Annotated in this window: 20 protein-coding genes; 16 read left to right on the top strand and 4 right to left on the bottom strand. The window is 68.1% G+C overall.

All coding sequences use genetic code 11. From position 1 onward, the window contains the following. Nucleotides 1–23: 23 nt before the first annotated feature. The 9 genes from WEE69_03180 to WEE69_03140 are packed head-to-tail and all read left to right on the top strand — an operon-like array spanning nucleotide 24 to nucleotide 7,431. Nucleotides 24–530, top strand: coding sequence for a MaoC family dehydratase (locus tag WEE69_03180; protein MEX1144288.1), 507 nt, complete (start codon nucleotides 24–26; stop codon nucleotides 528–530). After that, nucleotides 523–954, top strand: coding sequence for an HIT family protein (locus WEE69_03175; GenBank protein ID MEX1144287.1), 432 nt, complete (start codon nucleotides 523–525; stop codon nucleotides 952–954). Before WEE69_03180 ends, WEE69_03175 begins: the two co-directional genes overlap by 8 nt. A gap of 13 nt (nucleotides 955–967) precedes the next feature. Beyond that, entirely contained in the window at nucleotides 968–1,480 is a 513-nt protein-coding gene (locus WEE69_03170) for a hypothetical protein (protein ID MEX1144286.1), read from the top strand. Between the two features lie 53 nt (nucleotides 1,481–1,533). After that, complete coding sequence (locus WEE69_03165; protein ID MEX1144285.1) at nucleotides 1,534–2,427, top strand: MBL fold metallo-hydrolase; 894 nt, start codon at nucleotides 1,534–1,536, stop codon at nucleotides 2,425–2,427. Then, the gene (locus WEE69_03160) at nucleotides 2,424–2,960 is read left to right on the top strand and encodes a flavin reductase family protein (GenBank protein ID MEX1144284.1); all 537 of its coding nucleotides are present in this window, start codon (nucleotides 2,424–2,426) and stop codon (nucleotides 2,958–2,960) included. The genes WEE69_03165 and WEE69_03160 overlap by 4 nt, the downstream gene beginning before the upstream one ends. A 50-nt stretch (nucleotides 2,961–3,010) precedes the next feature. Further along, nucleotides 3,011–3,160 carry a hypothetical protein gene (locus WEE69_03155; protein ID MEX1144283.1) on the top strand — a complete coding sequence of 50 codons (150 nt, stop codon included), beginning with the start codon at nucleotides 3,011–3,013 and terminating at the stop codon, nucleotides 3,158–3,160. Between the two features lie 49 nt (nucleotides 3,161–3,209). Then, nucleotides 3,210–3,818 carry a hypothetical protein gene (locus WEE69_03150; protein ID MEX1144282.1) on the top strand — a complete coding sequence of 203 codons (609 nt, stop codon included), beginning with the start codon at nucleotides 3,210–3,212 and terminating at the stop codon, nucleotides 3,816–3,818. Between the two features lie 47 nt (nucleotides 3,819–3,865). Next, nucleotides 3,866–5,626, top strand: coding sequence for an ABC transporter ATP-binding protein (locus WEE69_03145; GenBank protein ID MEX1144281.1), 1,761 nt, complete (start codon nucleotides 3,866–3,868; stop codon nucleotides 5,624–5,626). Beyond that, complete coding sequence (locus WEE69_03140) at nucleotides 5,623–7,431, top strand: ABC transporter ATP-binding protein (protein ID MEX1144280.1); 1,809 nt, start codon at nucleotides 5,623–5,625, stop codon at nucleotides 7,429–7,431. The genes WEE69_03145 and WEE69_03140 overlap by 4 nt, the downstream gene beginning before the upstream one ends. A gap of 7 nt (nucleotides 7,432–7,438) precedes the next feature. Here WEE69_03140 and WEE69_03135 read toward each other — a convergent pair whose 3' ends face one another. Then, a complete protein-coding gene (locus WEE69_03135; protein ID MEX1144279.1) occupies nucleotides 7,439–8,458 on the bottom strand; it encodes a diguanylate cyclase in 1,020 nt (339 codons plus the stop codon). A gap of 125 nt (nucleotides 8,459–8,583) precedes the next feature. On the opposite strand from WEE69_03135, the gene cobO reads away from it, so the two are divergent. Both cobO and WEE69_03125 read left to right on the top strand, forming a co-directional pair. Beyond that, the gene (gene cobO, locus WEE69_03130; protein MEX1144278.1) at nucleotides 8,584–9,159 is read left to right on the top strand and encodes a cob(I)yrinic acid a,c-diamide adenosyltransferase; all 576 of its coding nucleotides are present in this window, start codon (nucleotides 8,584–8,586) and stop codon (nucleotides 9,157–9,159) included. Continuing rightward, nucleotides 9,159–10,079 (top strand): site-specific DNA-methyltransferase, encoded by a 921-nt coding sequence (locus WEE69_03125; protein MEX1144277.1) that lies wholly within the window; start codon nucleotides 9,159–9,161, stop codon nucleotides 10,077–10,079. The genes cobO and WEE69_03125 overlap by 1 nt, the downstream gene beginning before the upstream one ends. 6 nt (nucleotides 10,080–10,085) lie before the next feature. On the opposite strand, the gene WEE69_03120 is transcribed toward WEE69_03125, so the two are convergent. Both WEE69_03120 and WEE69_03115 read right to left on the bottom strand, forming a co-directional pair. Further along, a complete protein-coding gene (locus WEE69_03120; GenBank protein ID MEX1144276.1) occupies nucleotides 10,086–10,574 on the bottom strand; it encodes a glutathione peroxidase in 489 nt (162 codons plus the stop codon). 18 nt (nucleotides 10,575–10,592) lie between these two features. Further along, entirely contained in the window at nucleotides 10,593–10,895 is a 303-nt protein-coding gene (locus tag WEE69_03115; GenBank protein ID MEX1144275.1) for a hypothetical protein, read from the bottom strand. 86 nt (nucleotides 10,896–10,981) lie between these two features. Here WEE69_03115 and WEE69_03110 point away from each other — a divergent pair, with 86 nt between their 5' ends. Next, nucleotides 10,982–11,764 (top strand): cytochrome c biogenesis protein CcdA, encoded by a 783-nt coding sequence (locus tag WEE69_03110; protein ID MEX1144274.1) that lies wholly within the window; start codon nucleotides 10,982–10,984, stop codon nucleotides 11,762–11,764. A 4-nt stretch (nucleotides 11,765–11,768) separates the two neighbouring features. Here WEE69_03110 and WEE69_03105 read toward each other — a convergent pair whose 3' ends face one another. Further along, nucleotides 11,769–12,833 (bottom strand): hypothetical protein, encoded by a 1,065-nt coding sequence (locus WEE69_03105; GenBank protein ID MEX1144273.1) that lies wholly within the window; start codon nucleotides 12,831–12,833, stop codon nucleotides 11,769–11,771. A 105-nt stretch (nucleotides 12,834–12,938) separates the two neighbouring features. Here WEE69_03105 and WEE69_03100 point away from each other — a divergent pair, with 105 nt between their 5' ends. From WEE69_03100 to WEE69_03085, 4 genes are read left to right on the top strand one after another with little or no spacing between them, the layout of a single operon-like run. Continuing rightward, on the top strand, nucleotides 12,939–13,616 hold the full coding sequence (locus tag WEE69_03100) for a TetR/AcrR family transcriptional regulator (protein ID MEX1144272.1): 678 nt from the start codon (nucleotides 12,939–12,941) through the stop codon (nucleotides 13,614–13,616). After that, nucleotides 13,613–14,815 carry a cytochrome P450 gene (locus WEE69_03095; GenBank protein MEX1144271.1) on the top strand — a complete coding sequence of 401 codons (1,203 nt, stop codon included), beginning with the start codon at nucleotides 13,613–13,615 and terminating at the stop codon, nucleotides 14,813–14,815. Before WEE69_03100 ends, WEE69_03095 begins: the two co-directional genes overlap by 4 nt. Nucleotides 14,816–14,836: 21 nt before the next feature. Further along, nucleotides 14,837–16,210, top strand: a complete 1,374-nt coding sequence (locus WEE69_03090) for an amidohydrolase family protein (GenBank protein MEX1144270.1) — start codon at nucleotides 14,837–14,839, stop codon at nucleotides 16,208–16,210. A gap of 60 nt (nucleotides 16,211–16,270) precedes the next feature. After that, nucleotides 16,271–16,441, top strand: a complete 171-nt coding sequence (locus tag WEE69_03085; GenBank protein MEX1144269.1) for a hypothetical protein — start codon at nucleotides 16,271–16,273, stop codon at nucleotides 16,439–16,441. Nucleotides 16,442–16,552: the final 111 nt, after the last annotated feature.

The raw sequence follows: 16,552 nt of genomic DNA, 5'->3' as shown, positions 1-16,552 counted from the left end.
AATCGGCCAATAGAGTTCCTTCCGTGACCCTGCACGAGCGGCCGTTCGGTCGGTACTTCGAAGACTTCGAGCCCGGGGACGTCTACAAGCACTGGCCGGGCAAGACGATCACCGAGGCCGACGACCACCTCTTCTGCATGATCACGATGAATCATCATCCACTCCATACGGACGCGTGGTTCGCCGAGACCCAGACGCAGTTCGGCCAGAACGTGGTGGTCGGGAACCTCGTGTACTCCGTGGTGCTGGGGATGAGCGTGCCGGACGTGAGCGGCGTGGCGATCGCCAACCTCGAGGTCGAAGAGCTCAAGCACAGCAAGCCCACGTTTCACGGCGACACGATCTACGCCGAGACCAAGGTGCTCGAGAAGAAGGAGTCGGAGAGCAAGCCCGACCGCGGCGTGGTGACGGTCGAGACGCGCGGCTTCAACCAGCGCGGTGAAGAGGTCTGTTACTTCCGCCGCAAGGTGATGGTTCCGAAACGCGAGGCGGCGAAGCCCCGGCAGCGGCCGTACACGTCCCCTGAGTAGCGACTGCCTCTTCTGCCGCATCGTCGCGGGCGAGGTTTCCGCGACCATCGTCGCCGAGACCGACCACACCCTCGCCTTCCTCGACCATCGGCCGATCTTTCCGGGTCACACGTTGGTCGTGCCCCGCGAGCACGTCGAGACGCTGCGCGACCTGCCCGACGCGCTCCTCACCCCGTTCTTCACCGAGGTGCGCAGGCTCGCGGTCGCGGTACAGGACGGCATGGGCGCGCAGGGCACGTTCGTCGCCGAGAACAACGTCGTCAGCCAGTCGGTGCCGCACCTGCACATGCACGTCGTGCCTCGCCGGCCCAAGGACGGCCTCCGAGGTTTCTTCTGGCCGCGCACGGCCTACGCAGACGATGCCGGGAGCGAGGCCGCCGCGACCGCCATCCGGGCCGCCTTGCCGTCGCCTGGTGGCGTGTAATAATGTAATCAACATGACAACCACCGAGCTCCAGGGCTGGTTCGCCGGCCGCCTTCCCGACGGGTGGTTCGAGGGGCCTCCCGAAGTCACCCTCGATCGCGAGGAGATCCTCGTGGTCGGCACCCTGGCCGAGCCCGACCTCGGCGCCGACGCTGACGACGGCGCTCGCAAGGCGGCCCGCACCGCCCGCATTCAGGGGTTCCGGGAAGACACTCGCCAGCAGCGCATGCGGATCGCCGACGAGGCGGAAGAGCGGTTTGGCCGCAAGGTCGCATGGGGTGCCGAGTGCGGCGACCAGCGCGTGGTGTTCACCAGCCTCAGCGTCCCGGTCATGACGCGGCTGCGGATGAACGAGCGACGAGTTCTCGACACCCTCGTGAGCGCCGGCGTGGCCCGCAGTCGCAGCGATGCGCTGGGGTGGTGCGTGCGCCTCGTGCGCGACCACGAAGGAGAGTGGATCGATCAGCTGCGCGAAGCCCTCGTGCACGTGCAGCAGGTCCGTTCCGAGGGTCCCAAGCCGCACTGATCTCCGGAGGGCTGCCTCGGCTGCTGGGGAAGGGTGACTATCCTCCCTTCGGCGTGAACGGCGTCCGTCTCACTTTCTACGGCGTGCGAGGTTCCACACCCTGCGACGCGAAGCGCTATGAGCGCTACGGCGGGAACACGTCGTGCGTCGCGCTCGAGGCGCCTGGGCACGAGCCCGTGATCTTCGACCTCGGCACCGGTGTGCGCGAGTACGGGGACATCGTCACTGAGCAGTTCCGTGCCCAGCTCGAGGCCAACGCCCTCTCGAGCCCGTACCGCGCCTCGGTCTTGCTCACCCACCTCCACTGGGATCACATCATCGGCTTCCCCTTCTTCACGCCGCTGTTCCGGCCCGACGCGGTGGTGGACGTGTACGGGCCGCGCCAAGAGGCGGGTCCCCTCGGAGCCGTGTTTGCCGGCGTGATGAGCCCGCCGTACTTCCCGATCTCGCCGGCTGACCTCGGCGGCACCGTCACGTTCCACGATGTCGACGACGACAACTTCGCGATCAACGGATCGAAGGTCCTGTCCCGTTGGGTGCGCCACACCGATCCGACGCTCGGGCACCGCATCGAGCTCGAAGGCGTGTCGGTTGCCTACATCTCCGACCACGGACCCGGTTGCGACCCCGACGCCGACGACGATGACATCCCGCGGTCGGTGCTCGAGCTGTGTGACGGCGTCGACGTGCTCATGCATGACGCGCAGCACACCATGTCGGAGTACGAGACGAAGCGTCACTTCGGTCATTCGACCATCGAGTACGCCGTGCACGTCGCACGCGAGGCGGGCGTTCGACATCTGGTGCTGTTCCACCACTGCCCGACGCACGGCGACGACGCGATCGACGAGATCTTCGTGCACGCGCGGGAGCTCGCATCGAAGGCTCCGGGGCTCGAAGTCAGCGCCGCGGCCGAAGGGCTCGTGCTCGCCGTCGAACCGCGGTGAGCGACGCCGGCGGGACCGCCGACGAAGACGTCTTCCAGCCCGACGCCACCGAGTTCCGAACGGTCCTGGGGCAGTTCGCAACCGGCGTCACGATCATCACCGCCGTGGATGACGACGAGCCCGTCGGGGTCGCCGCCAACTCATTCACGTCGGTGTCGCTCGACCCACCGCTGCTCCTGTTCTGCGTCGCCCATACGTCGAGCACCTGGCCGCGCATCGAGCGGGCCCGGAAGTTCGCGGTGAACATCCTCGGCGAGCACCAAGAGGAGGTGTGCCGCCTGTTTGCAACCAAGGGCGCCGACCGCTTCGCGCAGGTCGATTGGCACGTCGGTGTCGGCGGGTCGCCGGTGCTCGATGATTGCATCGCGTACCTCGACTGCGAGTTCTGGGCCGAATACGACGGTGGTGACCACATCATCGTCGTGGGCCGTGTCCTGGACCTCGGCGTGAACCACGACGCCGGACCACTCGTGTTCTTCCAGGGTCAGTACGGGCGCGTCGTCATGCCCGAAGGCGGAGAGGGTCCGGGCTGAGCGGGGGCCGCGAGGTCGCCGCAGTCGTCATCGGTGACGATGCCGAAAGTGTGGGCGAGCTCGTCGCCGACCTCACCGGGCGCGGCGTTCGGGCGGCGGCCTTCGTCGGCGATCCGGCCAAGGACCGCGAGGTCATCCTCGAGCTGCTCGCCGAGCTGTTTCCCCAGCGCTCGGTGCCGGAAACGACTCCACCGGAGTGATCTCGATCCACCCCCACGGCGAATGGGCGGTGGACGAGGGAGGGGTGCCGTGACGTCGACGTTCCAACGATTCGCGGGTTCGACCGCGGTGCTGGCCGCGGCCGTGAGCGTGATCTACACGATCACGTTCGCGCTCTATGTGCGCGAGGACTACCACTGGGCTCATTGGGCCAGCGCCATCGCGTTCATGGCCAGTGGCCTGATCGTCGTGCCGGTATTCGTCGCGCTCCATGCGCGAGTGCGTGAGCACGAGCCCCAGTTCGCAATGCTTGCGCTCGTGGCCGGCCTGGTCGGCGCGTTCGGTGCATCCATCCACGGTGCGTTCGACGTCGCCGTGCTCGCCAAACCGGTCGAAGGCAAGGCCGCGAGCTTCCCCAGCCAGATCGACCCGCGCGGCTTCCTCACGTTCGCGATCACCGGTGCCGCCCTCGGGTTGTTCGGCTGGCTCTCGCGCCGCAACAGCAACCTCCCGCGAGCGCTGGCGCCGGTCGGGGGCGTCGCGACGCTGCTGCTCTTGGTCGTGTACTTCGGGCGCATGATCGCCGTGGATCCCAACCGGAACTTCATCCGCTTCAGCGCGGTCGTGGTCGGGCTCGTGATCGTTCCTGCGTTCTACGCGCTCGTCGCGCGCTCACTGCTCGGCCGCGCGAAGACCTGACGTCTCCGTCAGGCTCGCTGGTAGCGTGCGGCTCGAGGAGCCGCGCGATGGATCGGGACAAGGAGCTGCGCCGGGAGGGCTGGCGGCTCATGGGCTCCACCGTGCGCCCCCAGCGCGGCTGGGTGATCGCCGGGGTGCTCGCCGGCGCCGTGTGGACCGCGGCGAAGCTCGCGATCCCCGCGTTCGCCGGCGCCGCGATCGACGACGGGATCATCCCCGGCGACGGCCAGGTCATCCTCAGGTACGCCGTCCTCATCCTCGTGGTCGGCGTCGTGCAGGCCGCGGGTACTGCGTTGCGGCGCTACAGCGCGTTCCGCATCTCGTACCGGTCCGAGACCGACCTCCGCCAACGGCTGTTTGCGCATCTCCAGCGCCTGCACTTCGCGTTCCACGACCAGGCCCAGACCGGCCAGCTCATGGCGCGGGCCAACTCCGACATCCAGCAGGTGAATCAGGTCGTGATCATGTTGCCGCTCACGATCTCAAACACCTTGATCCTGGTCGGCGCGGTCACGGTCATGCTCCTCAAGAGCGTGACGCTCGCATTGCTCGCGCTCGGCGCGCTCCCGATCCTCGGATACTTCGCGACCCGCTTCTCGCACCGCATCGCGCCGGTCTCACTCGAGCTGCAGGAGGAGCTCGGCGATCTCTCTGGTGTCGTCGAGGAGAGCATCGCTGGCGTGCGCGTCGTGAAGGGCTTCGGCGCCGAGCGGCGACAGACGAAGCGGCTCGACGCCGAGGCCGACTCCGTGCTCGACCGCGCGCTCGTCGCCGCCAAGATGCGCTCGAACTTTCTCCCGCTCGTGGACTTCCTGCCCGCGGTCGCGCTCGTGGCGATCCTCTGGTACGGCGGTCACCAGGTGCTCGATCGGGAACTCCAGATCGGCGACCTGGTCCAGTTCAACTCGTACATCCTCATGCTCATCTGGCCTCTACGCATCGGTGGGATGCTCGTCGCGCAGTCGGCGCGCTCGGCTGCGGCGGCGGGCCGCATCTTTGAGATCCTCGAGACCGACACGGCGGTGTCCGATCCACCGCACCCGAAGCCGCTCCCACCGGCTGGACCGGGAGAGCTGCGCTTCGAGAACGTTCGCTTCGGCTACGCCAACGGTCGACCGGTCCTCGATGGCTTCAACCTCGTGGTGCGCGGCGGCGAAGCCGTCGCGATCGTCGGGCCCACCGGGAGCGGGAAGACCACGGTCGCGCGCTTGTTACCGCGCTTCTACGACGTGCAGGACGGTCGCGTGCTCGTCGACGGGGTCGACGTGCGCGACGTCGGGCTCCACGACCTCCGGCGCAGCATCGGGATCGTGTTCGAGGACACCTTCCTGTTCTCGGACACCGTCGCGGAGAACATCGCCTTCGCCATTCCCGACGCGCCGATGGAGGCGGTCCGCCAGGCGGCACGGCTCGCGGGTGCCCATGAGTTCGTCGTCGACCTGCCCAAGGAGTACGACACGGTCATCGGCGAGCAGGGCTATTCGCTGTCGGGTGGACAGCGCCAGAGAATCGCGATCGCGCGTGCCGTGCTCGCCGATCCGCGCGTCCTCATCCTCGACGACGCCACATCGTCGGTCGATCCGACGAAGGAGCACGAGATCCGCGCCGCGTTGCAGCAGGTGATGAGCGGCCGGACCACGCTCATCATCGCCCACCGCGCCGCCACGATCGCACTGGCCGACCGCGTCGTCGTCCTCGAGGGCGGACGGATCGCCACCGAGGGCACGCATCAGGAGCTCCTCGAGTCGTCTGCGCTCTATCGCCAGGTCCTCGCGCAAGCCGAGGCCGGACACGGAGTCCGACCATGAGGGGAGGCGGCGGGCGCGGGCCGTGGGGCCAGATCATCGTGGACGAGACGTTGAGTCGTGACGAAGCCGAGCGCGTGCTCCGCCGGCTGTGGCGGATGCTGAGGCCCTGGCGGACGCGGATCCTGCTGGCGTCGCTGCTGATCATCGGGCAGACGGCGTGCCTGCTCACCGGACCCGCACTCGTGCAGCACGGGATCGATGACGGGTTGCGAGCGGACGACGCTGGGACGCTGAACCTCTTCGCCGGGCTGTACCTGTTCGTCGCGGTCTTCGCGTTGATCATGGGCCGTTGGTCGATCCGCGCGGTTGCCCGCATCGGAGAGACGTTCCTGCGCGAGCTGCGCGTGCGCGTGTTCCAGCACCTCTTGTCGCTGGGCATGGACTTCTTCGAGCGCGAGAAGACCGGTCGGCTCGTTGCCCGGCTCACGTCTGACGTCGAGGCCATGCAGGAGCTCGTGCAGACCGGCCTCACGATGTTCGTCCAGAACGTGCTCGTGTTTGTCGGCGCGCTGATCGCCATCTTCCTCACGAGCTGGCAGCTGGCGGTCTGCACGCTCGTTGTGGTCCCGCCGGTGTACTTCGCGAGCCGGTGGTTCCGCCGCGCCTCGAACCGCGCCTACCTCGAGGTTCGAGAGCGCATCGGGACCAACCTCGCAACGTTGCAGGAAGGTTTGGCCGGCGTGCGGGTCGTGCAGGCGTTTGGGCGCGAGCGTGCGTTCACCCGACGGTTCAACGAGACGAATGAGGCGCAGTACGACGCCAACCTCGAGACCGCGAGGATCGCGACGCGCTACTTCCCCGTCGTCGAGTACGCGGGCGTCGTGGGCATCGCGATCATCATCGGTGTGGGCGGCGTGTTCGTCGACGAGGGCATCATTGAGATCGGTGCGGTGGCGGCGTTCGTGCTCTACCTCAACAGCCTGTTCGAGCCGGTCCAGCAGCTCAGCCAGCTCTACAACGTGCTTCAGTCGGCGGGCGCGGCGTTGCACAAGCTCTTCGGTCTGCTCGACACGAAGCCGTCGATCGCCGAGCGACCGGGGGCAGTCGACCTGCCGCTGGTCGGGCCGCTCGAGGTGGACGGCGTGTCGTTCGGGTACGCGGATGGTCCCGAGGTGTTGCACTCCGTATCTCTGACCGTCGCGCCCGGTGAGCGGATCGCGCTGGTCGGTCCGACTGGGGCCGGCAAGTCTACGCTGGCCAAGCTCGTCGTTCGCTTCTACGACCCGCGGTCCGGCACTGTGCGCTTCGGCGGCAGGGACCTGCGCGACGCGACGATCCGATCTCTCCGCGAGCGGATCGTCGTCGTGCCCCAGGAGGGGTACCTGTTCGCAGGGACCATCCGGGAGAACGTGCGGGTCGGGCGGCCCGAGGCAACCGACGCCGAAGTGGACGCGGCACTCGAAGCACTCGGTGTGCGGGATCGCTTCTCGCTGCTGCCCGAGGGTCTCGAAACGGAGGTGCGTGAGCGAGGGAGTCGGCTGTCAGCGGGAGAGCGGCAGCTCGTCTCGCTCGCGCGCGCCGCCTTGGCCGATCCTGCGTTGCTCGTGCTGGATGAGGCGACGTCGAACCTCGACCCGGGCACTGAGCGCGCGGTCGAGCGTGCACTCGAAGCGCTCACCGCGCATCGGACCGTGATCGTGGTCGCGCACCGTCTTTCGACGGCCGCGCGCGCCGACCGGATCGCGGTGATCGATCAAGGTCATCTCGAGGAGCTCGGAACTCACGACGATCTGCTGCGCGGTGAGGGGCGGTACGCGAGCTTGTGGGCGTCGTGGACAGCCGCGCAGTCGGCGCGAGCGTCCTGAGGTCAGATCACCCGTGTGTGAGGTCCACAAGCGGGTGGTCGACCATCGATTCATCGAAGATGACGAACCTGTCGCCACCGCCTTGTTTGGCTCGGTACATGGCCGTGTGGGCGTCTCGAAGTACACCTTCGGGTGTCGGCTTGCTCCCGGTCGCGATTGCCCCACCGATCGAGGCGGTCACGGAGACCGCTCGGTGTCCCGCCTGCACAGGCTCGCGGAGCACCGCACGGAGGCGCTCGGCGAAGTCCTCCACCCATTCGGGGGCTTGGTCGTGTTCCACGACAATCACGAACTCGTCGCCCCCGTAGCGCGCCACGGTGTCTTGGGCTCGCGCGACGGACGCGAGTCGACGGCCCACGCCCGCGATCGCCTCGTCGCCGGCGCCGTGACCCTGGGTGTCGTTGATCGCTTTGAACGAGTCGATGTCGAGGAAGACGACCGCGACCTTGGGACCGTCCCAGCCTGAGCGGTTGATCGCCCCCCGGAGCCGGTCGAGCAGCAGCGTGCGGTTCGGGAGACCCGTCAGTGTGTCGTGGAGCGCTTGATGACGCAGGTCGTCCTCGTACGCGCGGCGCTCCGAGATGTCGCGCACGGTCATGAGCACCCCAGCGATCTCGGGATCGGCGAGCAGGTTGGTCGCCCTGGCTTCGCACCAGCGCCAGGTGCCGTCGGAGTGCTCACCACGAAACTCGAGCGTCATCGCGCCCTCGTCGCGCCCGGACACGGTGGCGAGCGCTCCCCGGATCACAGCCGCATCATCGGGATGGACCAAGTCGAGCGCGTTGCTCCCCACGAGATCGCGGTGCGTCCCGAGCACGCCGATGAACCCAGGGCTCGCGTACGTGATCGTTCCCTGCTCGTCGAGCACGACCAACCCGTCGAGGGCCTTGGCCAGCAACGTGCGCGGGCTGTCGACGCCGGGCCCGGCGCGCTCGGGCGCGGCCGGGCGCTCGCGTGGCACGTCGCTCGACTGCTCTTCGAGCGGGCCGACCATCTCAGTGACGCGTTCGGTCGCGACCGTGAGCACTCGAAGGAGCGTGCGCAGTGGGGCCTCAGCGTCGATTGGCGCACGCTACTGTGCCGGGGCGTCGTTACGCGGGGCGGGAGACGGCCGTTCGTCGTACCCCACCGCTTGGCCAAAGTTGCCGGATCATGACCGACGAGCACGAGCAGCCCCCCACGGAAGATCCGCGCCCAGCCGGCATGCGGAGCGCGCCATCGCTCGTGATCGTGAACACCGGTGACGGCAAGGGCAAGTCAACCGCCGCCTTCGGCGTCGTCATGCGCGCGGTGGCACGCGGATGGCGGGTCGTGGTCATCCAGTTCTTGAAGTCGGGTGAGTGGAAGGTGGGCGAGGAAGAGACGGCGCGGCGGCTCGGCGTGGATTGGGAGGCGATGGGTGAGGGCTTCACGTGGGACTCTGCCAAGCTCACCGAAGACGAGGCGATGGCCAAGGCGGCCTGGGCGCGAGCGGCCGAGCTCATCCGTGCCGGCGAGCATCAGCTGGTCGTGCTCGACGAGATCACCTATCCGATGAACTGGAAGTGGATCAACCCCGCCGAGGTCGTGGAGACGATCCGGGATCGGCCGAGCGCCGTGAGCGTGATCGCCACCGGCCGTGACGCACCAGCCACGCTGGTGGAGATCGCTGACACCGTGACCGAGATGCGCAACGTCAAGCACGCCTACGACAGCGGAATCGTCGCGAAGAAGGGCATCGACTACTGATGGGATCCCGCACGCGGGCGTTCGGCGCGGGTAACCGCGAGAGTCACGACGCCAGCGACTTCTATGCCCGGTTCCGCGCTCCAAAGCTGTCCAAGGACGAAACGGTCAACCCCTGTTCAATTGCCGACACGATCATCCATGGTGACGCGCGCGACATGAGCGCGTGTGATGACTCGAGCATCGCGCTCGTTGTCACGTCGCCGCCGTACTTCGCCGGCAAGGAGTACGAGCAGGCCCTCGGCGAGGGTCACATCCCGGGTACGTACGTGGAGTTCCTCGCGATGCTTCGCGACGTCTTCGATGAGTGCCGTCGCGTGCTCGAGCCGGGCGGCCGCATCGCAGTGAACGTCGCCAACCTCGGGCGCAAGCCCTACCGGTCGCTGTCGGCCGACGTCATGCGCATCCTCCAGGACGATCTCGCGCTGCTCCCGCGCGGCGAGATCATCTGGCAGAAGGCACGAGGGGCGACCGGATCCACGGCGTTCGGCTCGTATCTCTCGGCGTCGAACCCCGTGCTCCGTGACGTGACCGAGCGCGTCGTCGTCGCGTCGAAGGGTCGGTTCGGCCGTGCGATCAAGCGCAGCGTGCGCGCTGAACGTGGGCTGCCGCACGAGAACACGATCACGAAGGAAGAGTTCTTCGAATCCACTCTCGACGTGTGGGAGATACGCCCAGAGCACGCGCGTCGTGTCGGGCACCCGGCGCCGTTCCCGGTGGAGCTACCCGAGCGCCTGCTCCGCCTCTACACGTACAAGCACGATGTCGTGCTCGACCCCTTCATGGGCTCAGGTTCGACCGCGGTCGCCGCGGTCAGCAACGAGCGCTACTTCGCGGGCTACGAGACGGACGCCGAGTACGTCGACCTCGCCAACGAGCGCGTGCAAGCCGCGCGCGATGCGTTGGTGACGGCGGAGAGCTGAGCTGGATCAGCCCGGCAATGCGGCTTCGATCGCGGTGATGATCTCGGGCGCTTCTGGCTCGATCTGCGGTGAGAAGCGCGCGAGTACCTTCCCGTCGGCGGAGACGAGGAACTTCTCGAAGTTCCAGCGGATGTCACCGGTGTGGCCCTCGGCGTCGGCAACCTCTTCGAGGTGCTCGTACAACGGGTGCTTGGCGTCCCCGTTCACCTCGATCTTCTCCGACAGGGGGAACGTCACGCCGTAGGTGGTGCTGCAGAACTCTTTGATCTCGTCCGCGGTACCTGGCTCCTGACCGAGGAACTGGTTGCACGGGAACCCGACCACCGAGAACCCCTTCGGGGCGTACTTCTCGTGGATCCGCTCGAGACCTTCGTATTGCGGAGTCAGACCGCACTTCGAGGCCACGTTCACCATCAGCGTGGCGTGGCCCTTTTGGCTCTCGAGCAGGTTGGGCTCGCCGTCCAGCGTGGCGATGGGGATCTCGTAGACCGACATGTGTCCGCTTCTCCTGATTCAGTCGCCCAAGGCGTTGGCGTTGAAGATCACGTCGGCGACGCCGCTCCACTCCAGACTGATCCGGTCCGCCATCTTCTCGGCGACGAAGTCCTTGGCGAGCGCGGTGGCCTCCTCGGCGTCCTTGTGCGACTTCCACACGCTGATGGACATCAGCTCACCGTCGCCCACCTTCAGGACGGAGTACCCGATGAAGCCGCCGTGGCCCTGGAAGATCGGAAGCATGCCCGATTGTGCAAGGTCCGACGCTTCTTCGGGCGTTCCGCTCGTGAGCTTGTAGGTAGCCACTCGTACGTGCTGCATGCCGATCCCTCCTGTGCCGCCGTGACGGCGCGGACGGTACACCGTTCGGGTCGGCTGGTCACCCGCGTCGTACTCTCGGGTTCGCCATGGGACTCCTCCTCGGTGCCGCCCGCGACGCCACGGGCGACCTCTACGTGTTCACCGCGTTCGGCGGCGGGATCATCTCCTTCCTCTCTCCGTGCGTCCTCCCCATCGTGCCGGCGTACCTGAGCCTCGTGACCGGCCTCACGGTGGGGGAGATCGAGGAAGCGCGGCCGAAGGTGCTCAAGCGCATCGCGCTCGACACCGGGATGTTCGTGCTGGGGTTCACCGTGGTGTTCGTGGTGCTCGGCCTGACCACCACCGCCGTGAGCGACACCTTGTTCGACAACCAGGAGACCCTGACTCGCGTGTCGGGCGGGTTGGTCCTCCTCATGGCGGCGTACCTCGCCGGGTCGCAGCTGCTCACCACGCCGCGCCTCTATCAGGAGTTCCGCTTCCACCCCCACCTCGAGCGGTTCGGGCCGGCTGCGACCCCGATCGCAGGCGCGGCGTTCGGGCTCGGGTGGACGCCCTGCATCGGTCCCGTGCTCGGATCGATTCTCACGTTCGCCGGCCAAGGCCGCGAGCTCGGCCGCGCCGCGGTGCTCCTCACTGCGTACTCCCTCGGCCTCGGCTGCTCGTTCCTCGCGGTCGGGCTCCTCCTCGGCCGGCTGGCCACGCCCCTCGCGTGGGTGAAGCGCCACTCGCGGGCGATCACCCTGGTGAGCGCGGGAGTGCTCGCGTTCTTCGGCATCATGCTGTTGACCGACAACCTCGGATGGGTGACCGCACAGCTCAACGACGTCATGGAGTCGCTCGGCCTGCGCTTCCTCGTCGAGATCGGTTGAGCCCCTAGCGGCCGCTGCTGGCGAGCTCGTCGTCGTCCCCGTCGGCGGCGCCGTCGTGGGTCGTCTCCTCATCGACGAGCTCGGCCGCAACCACAGGGGTCGGCTCGGTCGGGGACGAGTCGATCGTTGCGCCGCCCGATGGCGCGACGCGGCGGGCGCGCCACACCGCGTTCGCGAGGACACCCAGGCCGTAGACCGTCGCGAGGAACCCGACCAGCGCGCCGATGCCGGGGAGGAGTGCGGCGGCTCGCAAGATGCCCAGGCCCGCGAAGAACGCTCCGATCCGGTTACCCGTCGTGGTGCCCTGGATCATGGCGCGGCCCAGGCACAGCGCACTCGTGACGTAGGCGAGACCCGAGAGCGCGACGAATCCGGCGCCGAGCCCCAAGCCGAGTGGCAGACCGATGAGGCTCGCCAGCGCGATTACCGCAAGGGTCGGGCCGACGATGGCGACGCCAATGCCCCATGCGGCGGTTCGCCCGACGTCGCGACTCGCGCGCACCGATGCCTCGGTCGCCGTCGGGAAGAGCCACACATAGAGGACTCCGAACAGCGCGGTCGAGACGGTGACCGCGAGCCACAAGAACATGAGCAGCGTGAACATGATGCTGCCGAAGAGCCCATCGAAGCCGAGCTTGTCGATCGATCCGCTCACCTGCGCACCGCGCGCAACGCGCGGTTGGTCGGTCGACCGGATGTCGCCCCCGACGAACGAGTCGCGTGTCGCGACGATCGCCCGTCCGCCGATCACAGCGATGTCACCGTCGACGCCGCCGGTGACCCGGACGTCGCCGTCGAGGACCACGATGTCGTCGCGCGCCCGACCGGTGATCTCGACGTCGCCATGTATTACGTAGACGTCGCCCGTTGCGGTGCCCTCGATCCGAACTGTCCCGTCGATCGAGACGACCGGTCCGTCGACGAGCTCGTTCTCGCCGATGAGCAAGCCGCCGTCGACGCTGATGCGTCCGCCACTGTCCCGCGGGCTGGTGCCGGCGAGGGCAGGTGCGGCTGCGACCGGGACCGCGCTGAGCGCCAGGAAGAGCGCGGCGAGAACACGACGACGCACAGGGACCTCCGGGGTGGCGAGGTTTCAGCGTACGCAGGCGGGCGTCAAGAGGAGCAACGGCGCTGGCGTTGCTCCGCGACCCCGGTCGTGCCAGGATGGAGAACAATGTTCTCCGAAACGGCGAACGGTGCATCCTGGCGAGATCGGGCCCTCGAGCGCTCGCTAGAGGCGGCCCGCGCCCGCTCAGTCGAGCGTCTCGAGCGCCTCGTTGACGCGGCGCGCGTGCTGGCCAACGAGACCGGACGCGCGGCCTTCACCGTGACGCAGGTGACGGCGCAGGCCGGGCTGTCGCTCAAGAGCTTTTACCGCTGCTTCGCAGGCAAGGACGATCTGCTGGTCGCGCTCATCGAAGAAGACAGCCGTCTCGGCGCCGCCCTCCTCGGCGAGATGATGGAGCAGCACGCCGATCCCGTGGCACGAGTGCGGGCGTACGTGATGGGCGTGTTCGAGATGCTCACGCACCCCGGCGCGATCGGGTACGCGGGCGTCCTGGTGCGCGAGCACCGTCGCCTCTCCGAAGAGCGACCCGACGAGCTGCGACGGGCGCTCGCACCGATGATCGCCGGACTCGAGGCGGAGATCGCCGCCGCGGCGGCCGCCGGCTCGTGCGGCTCGCGCGACGCGGCACGCGACGCGGAGCTCGTGTTCGCCCTCGTGTTGGAAGGCATCCACGACGTTGCGCTCGGCCGCGCCGAGCCGCTCGAGCAAGCGACGCATCTCTGGTCCTTCTGCTGGGCGGGACTGTCCCGAACATCTGCCACGACAGGAGACGAACAACGGTGACCACTTACGACACGACCGACGGTGTCGACGGCAGCGCGGTGCTGTTCGATCCCACAGTGGCCAACCACCCGCACGAGGCGTACGACAAGCTGCGCACCGAATGCCCAGTGAGTCGAGGTGCTGGTTGGGACGGGCATCCGCACGTGATCGTGTCGCGCTACGAGGACGTCATCTGGTCGTTGAAGCACCCGGAGGTGTTCTCCTCCGCGCCCGAAGCGGTGAACATCGGCCAGGAGCAGAAGCTCATCCCCCTCCAGGTCGATCCGCCCGAGCACGCCAAGTACCGCCGGCTCCTCGATCCCGAGTTCTCGCCGAAGCGGATGAACGCGCTCGAGCCGGAGGTGCGAACGCTCGTCAACACGCTGATCGACACCTTCATCGATCGCGGTTCGTGCAACGTGCACGAAGAGCTCGCCACCCCGCTGCCGTCGGGGGTGTTCCTGGCGCTCATGGGCCTGCCCATGTCGGATCTGCCGATGTTCCTCAGGTGGCGCGACGAGACCATCCGTCCCGACGTGCCCGTGGGTGACCTCGAGGCCGCAGCGGCGGCTCGGGAGCGCGTCAGCCACGAGCTCAGCGAGTACTTCGAGGAGATGGTGGCGGAACGCCGCAAGAATCCTGACGACCGGTTGTTGACCCGCGTCGCACACGGCGAGGTCGACGGTCGCCCCCTCGACCGGGAAGAGACGCTGGGGATCTGTCATCTGCTCATGCTCGGTGGGCTCGACACCGTCACGGCCACGCTCGACTGCGCGCTGGCGTACCTCGCGGCCAACCCGGGGCGGCGCCAAGCGGTCGTGGACGATCCCGCGCTCGCCGCGGTCGCCGTCGAGGAGCTACTTCGCCATCAGAGCCCGGTGATGATGGTGGTCCGCGTCCTCAAGGAGGACTGCGAGCTCGCCGGCCAACAGCTCAAGGCCGGTGACCACGCGACGATCCTGATCGGCGCGGCGAACAGCGACGACGCGGAGTTCTCCGACGCGAACGGCGTCGACTTCTCTCGTGAGGCCAATCGCCACCTTGCCTTTGGTGCCGGCCCCCACCGGTGCCTCGGTTCGAACCTGGCGCGGGTCGAGCTGCGCATCGCGCTCGAGGAGTGGCACCGCCGCATCCCCGACTACCGCATCGCCGACGGCACCGAGCTCACGTACTCGCTCGGCATCCGCCAGACCGCGGAGCTCCCGCTCGTCTGGGGATGACCGGGGCTACCGTCCCGAGCGGTGCTCGCCCCGCCGACTCCTCCGCTCCTGGCGCCGCGCACGTCGGATGAGTTCATGCCGCCGCCGCTCGGTCTGTCGCAGCGGCGCGCGCTTGCCACGGCGCGAGATCGGGCTCGCCTGCACTCGCGACGACTCGGGCTCGACGAGCGCACCTACCTCCGCGAGCGCGTAGGCACCGCGGCCACGCTCCGGGCCATCGACGCTGCCGCCGGTGGCGGCTTCTACGACATCTCCGTCGAAGCCGAGTCGGATGCCGATGCCGCGAACGCGGCCTTCGACGGGCCCGGTCCGGTAATCGACGTGCAGACGCACCTCGTGCGCCCGAGCCTCGTCGGCACTGCAGCGGCGAAGGCGCTCTACGGGTTCCTGCGCATGGTCGATCCTGACCGATGGGGAAGCAACATCGATCCGGAACTGCTCTCGGCCGCCGAATGGGCAGCCTGCGTGTTCGGTGGCAGCGAGACCTCTGTCGCCCTCCTGACGTCACCGCCCGGTCGCGCGCACGAAAACGTGCTCACGAACGAGGACATCGCGGCTGCGCGTGAGGTGGTCGACCGCTATGCCGGCACGTCGCGCGTGCTCACGCACACGATTGTCCACCCAAACCTCGGTGCATCCGAACTCGACGCGATGTCCGAATGGCACGACCAGCTCGCGCCAGCGGGCTGGAAGGTGTACACGCTGTGGGAGCCGCCCGAGCGTGGCGATAGCGGATGGTTCCTCGACGACGAAGAGACCGGCTTTCCGTTCCTCGAACGGGCCCGGGCGCTCGGCACGCGCATCGTGTGCGCGCACAAGGGAATCGCAGGGCCGATTGCGAACGCCGCGCCGGCGGCCTCCTCACCACGTGACGTCGGGCCGGCGGCCGCCGCGTTCCCGGATCTCGCGCTCGTCGTGTACCACTCCGGCTACGACCTGGACCCCGTCGAAGAGGGTGCGCACGCCGTCGACCCGCACCGCGGCGTCAGTCGGTTGGTGACGAGCCTCACCGCTGCTGGTGTGGCGCCCGGTGCCAACGTGTACGCCGAGCTCGGCTCGACATGGTTCCTGATGCTGCGGCGCCCACGCGAAGCCGCGCACGTGCTCGGCAAGCTGCTGCGCGCGGTAGGGGAGGACCGCATTCTCTGGGGCACCGACTCCGTTTGGTACGGAGCGCCACAGTCGCTCATCGACGCGTTCCGCGCGTTCAAGATCCCGGAGGGCATGCAGGAGGAGTTCGGCTACCCGCAGCTCACCGACGCGGTGAAAGCGAAGATCCTCGGCGCGAACGCGGCGGATCTCTACGGCATCGACCTCGATACGGCGACCGCGGCGACCCCGCCGAATGAGTGGCTCCCGGCCGCCCGATCCGAGCTCGCGGCCCGCCTGGCCTGAACGATTCAGGCGCGCCGGTTCCGGGTATCTCAAATCGGACGACCAATTGAGGAGGAGCCCATGTTCCGGATCATCAAGCGGGCACCGTGGATCGCGCTCGGCGGAGCCGTGGTCTGGTTCTTCGACCCCGAGCGCGGACCGCAGCGACGCGCGGAGCTCAAGTCATGGCTCGAGAGCACGGCGAGTGAAGCGGCCGACGACGTGGCTGCTGCTACGAGCCGCGCCGCGTGATCGTTCAGCGCCCGCAGTGACGATCGCTGCGTGGCGCTGGTACCCTGGAAGCACGCCGCGGGGTGGAGCAGTCTGGTAGCTCGTCGGGCTCATAACCCGAAGGTCGCGGGT

It is taken from the genome of Acidimicrobiia bacterium (assembly GCA_040881685.1).
In the GTDB taxonomy this organism is placed as follows: Bacteria; Actinomycetota; Acidimicrobiia; order IMCC26256; family PALSA-555; genus SHVJ01.
This window is presented reverse-complemented; position numbering and strand designations above follow the sequence as displayed.

Excerpts from the sequence above, each read along its gene's own strand:
- WEE69_03170 (MEX1144286.1), top strand. The coding sequence starts at position 968 with ATGACAACCACCGAGCTCCAGGGCTGGTTCGCCGGCCGCCTTCCCGAC.
- WEE69_03145 (MEX1144281.1), top strand. The coding sequence starts at position 3,866 with ATGGATCGGGACAAGGAGCTGCGCCGGGAGGGCTGGCGGCTCATGGGC.
- WEE69_03140 (MEX1144280.1), top strand. The coding sequence starts at position 5,623 with ATGAGGGGAGGCGGCGGGCGCGGGCCGTGGGGCCAGATCATCGTGGAC.
- cobO (MEX1144278.1), top strand. The coding sequence starts at position 8,584 with ATGACCGACGAGCACGAGCAGCCCCCCACGGAAGATCCGCGCCCAGCC.
- WEE69_03125 (MEX1144277.1), top strand. The coding sequence starts at position 9,159 with ATGGGATCCCGCACGCGGGCGTTCGGCGCGGGTAACCGCGAGAGTCAC.
- WEE69_03120 (MEX1144276.1), bottom strand. The coding sequence starts at position 10,574 with ATGTCGGTCTACGAGATCCCCATCGCCACGCTGGACGGCGAGCCCAAC.
- WEE69_03115 (MEX1144275.1), bottom strand. The coding sequence starts at position 10,895 with ATGCAGCACGTACGAGTGGCTACCTACAAGCTCACGAGCGGAACGCCC.
- WEE69_03110 (MEX1144274.1), top strand. The coding sequence starts at position 10,982 with ATGGGACTCCTCCTCGGTGCCGCCCGCGACGCCACGGGCGACCTCTAC.
- WEE69_03100 (MEX1144272.1), top strand. The coding sequence starts at position 12,939 with ATGTTCTCCGAAACGGCGAACGGTGCATCCTGGCGAGATCGGGCCCTC.
- WEE69_03085 (MEX1144269.1), top strand. The coding sequence starts at position 16,271 with ATGTTCCGGATCATCAAGCGGGCACCGTGGATCGCGCTCGGCGGAGCC.